This is a genomic window from Marichromatium sp. AB32 (genome assembly GCF_003718675.1).
Taxonomy (GTDB): Bacteria; Pseudomonadota; Gammaproteobacteria; order Chromatiales; family Chromatiaceae; genus Marichromatium; species Marichromatium gracile.
Map to the genome: position 1 here is coordinate 1 of NZ_RHFJ01000115.1, position 2209 is coordinate 2209.

Below are 2209 nucleotides of genomic sequence, written 5' to 3' on the forward strand. Positions count from 1 at the left end.
ATCTGAAGAAGAGTATTTAAGAAGAGGATACAAACCAGCAGAAATACATAAACACATTTACAACCTAGATGCACCCATAGTAATAACACCAAATTTTGATAGAATCTACGACAGCTATGCATTAAGCACCTCATGCGGGACAATATTAATAAAAAAACATACCGACTCTGATATAGCAAAGCACTTACTTGGAGGCGACACAAGATTAATACTAAAATCGCATGGATGCGTAACAAGCCCAGAAAATATTATTTTCACGAGAAGAGATTATGCAGAAGCAAGAACAAAACACGTCCTTTTCTATGAAATATTAAAATCACTCGCACTAACAAATACTTTTCTATTTATTGGTTGCGGAACTGAAGACCCCGACATACGAACACTCTTCGAGGACATTCAATTCGCGCACGGAAGAACACCCCACCACTACATGACGCTACCAAAAGGAGAAGTTCACGAAGAAATAATAAAAATAGCAGAATCCTCTATGAGGATAAAATTCATAGAATACTCACCAGAAGAAAACCACAAAGAACTAACAGACTCACTAAAAAAATTAGTTGAGAAGGTAGATGACCACAGAGACAGCCAGCTCAGCAGATCACTAAAGTGGTAAACAGCCAGGGCTATCGCATCAAGGACCTCTAATATTATAAGATGCCAATATCTTTTGATATCAGTCTATTGTCGCCATCTTGCATTAAAAGGACACCCACTTACTGTTGACGCTCTCGAGGCCCTCTCCTACGCTTCCTCCAACACCTCCAGCGGAGATGCCCTGTCCCCTTCCCCAAAAATAGATCCAGCGAAAAGTAGAGACTGGCGGCATGATGGTGGCCGAGCAGAGGAGGAACAGAGGAGGAACAGAAAAGGACACCCACTTATCGTTGACGCTCCCAAGGCGCTCTCCTACGCTTCCTCCAACACCTCCAGCGGAGATGCCCCATGACCCGTCCCCGCGCCTCGCTCGTCTCCTTGTCCGATACGCCTTGGTATCACGTCGTCACGCGGTGAACGTTAAAGGGACACCCACTTACCGTTGACGCTCCCAAGGCCCTCTCCTACGCTTCTCCCAACACCCCCAGCGGAGATGCCCCATGACTCGTCCCCGCGCCGCGCTCGTCTCCTTGTCCGATACGCCTAAAAACGTAAAGGACACCCACTTACCGTTGACGCTCCCAAGGCCCTCTCCTACGCTTCTCCCAACACCCCCAGCGGAGATGCCCCATGACTCGTCCCCGCGCCGCGCTCGTCTCCTTGTCCGATACGCCTTGGTATCACGTCGTCACGCGGTGCGTGCGCCGGGCGTATCTCTGTGGCTTCGATCGGCTGACGGGGCGGAGCTTCGAGCATCGGCGCGGCTGGGTGGAGTTGCGGTTGCGCCAGCTCGCGGGGGTGTTCGCGATCGATGTCGCGGCCTATGCGGTGATGAGCAATCACGTGCATCTGGTAGTGCGAGTGGATGCGGATCGGGCGGCGGGGTGGTCGGATACCGAGGTGTTGCGACGCTGGCGGTGTCTGTTCCGGGGGCCAGTGGTGGTGGAGCGGTTCCTGTCACCTGCCACGCGAGCAGAAATGACTGATGCGGAGCTGGATGGGGTCGCGGGGTTGGTCGCGACCTACCGGGCACGGCTGGCGGATCTCTCCTGGTTCACAAATAAAGGGACACCCACTTATCGTTGACGCCCCCAAGGCCCTCTCCTACGCTTCACCCAACACCCCCAGTGGAGATGCCCCATGACTCGTCCCCGCGCCGCGCTCGTCTCCTTGTCCGATACGCCCTGGTATCACGTCGTCACGCGATGCGTGCGCCAGGCGTATCTCAAGAGTAAAGAGTAAAGGACGAGCAAAGGGACACCCACTTACCACTTACCGTTGACGCTCCCAAGGCCCTCTCCTACGCTTCTCCCAACACCCCCAGCGGAGATGCCCCATGACTCGTCCCCGCGCCTCGCTCGTCTCCTTGTCCGATACGCCTTGGTATCACGTCGTCACCCGCTGCGTGCGGCGGGCGTATCTCTGTGGCTTCGATCGGCTGACCGGGCGGAGCTTCGAGCATCGGCGCGGGTGGGTGGAGTTGCGGTTGCGCCAGCTCGCGGGGGTGTTCGCGATCGATGTGGCGGCCTATGCGGTGATGAGCAATCACGTGCATCTGGTGGTGCGGGTCGATGCCGATCGGGCGGCGGGGTGGTCGGATGCCGAGGGGTTG

1 protein-coding gene and 2 pseudogenes are annotated in these 2209 nt (G+C 55.0%); all 3 read left to right on the plus strand.

Annotated features, from left to right (window positions below):
- Positions 1-616: SIR2 family protein (locus EBL85_RS16630; protein WP_148040582.1), on the plus strand; the 616-nt coding region annotated here is incomplete at its 5' end.
- Positions 617-1227: 611 nt separating this feature from the next.
- Positions 1228-1653 (plus strand): annotated as a pseudogene (locus tag EBL85_RS16640) (transposase); the annotation flags it as partial.
- Between the two features lie 280 nt (positions 1654-1933).
- A pseudogene (locus EBL85_RS16645) lies at positions 1934-2209 on the plus strand (transposase); the annotation flags it as partial.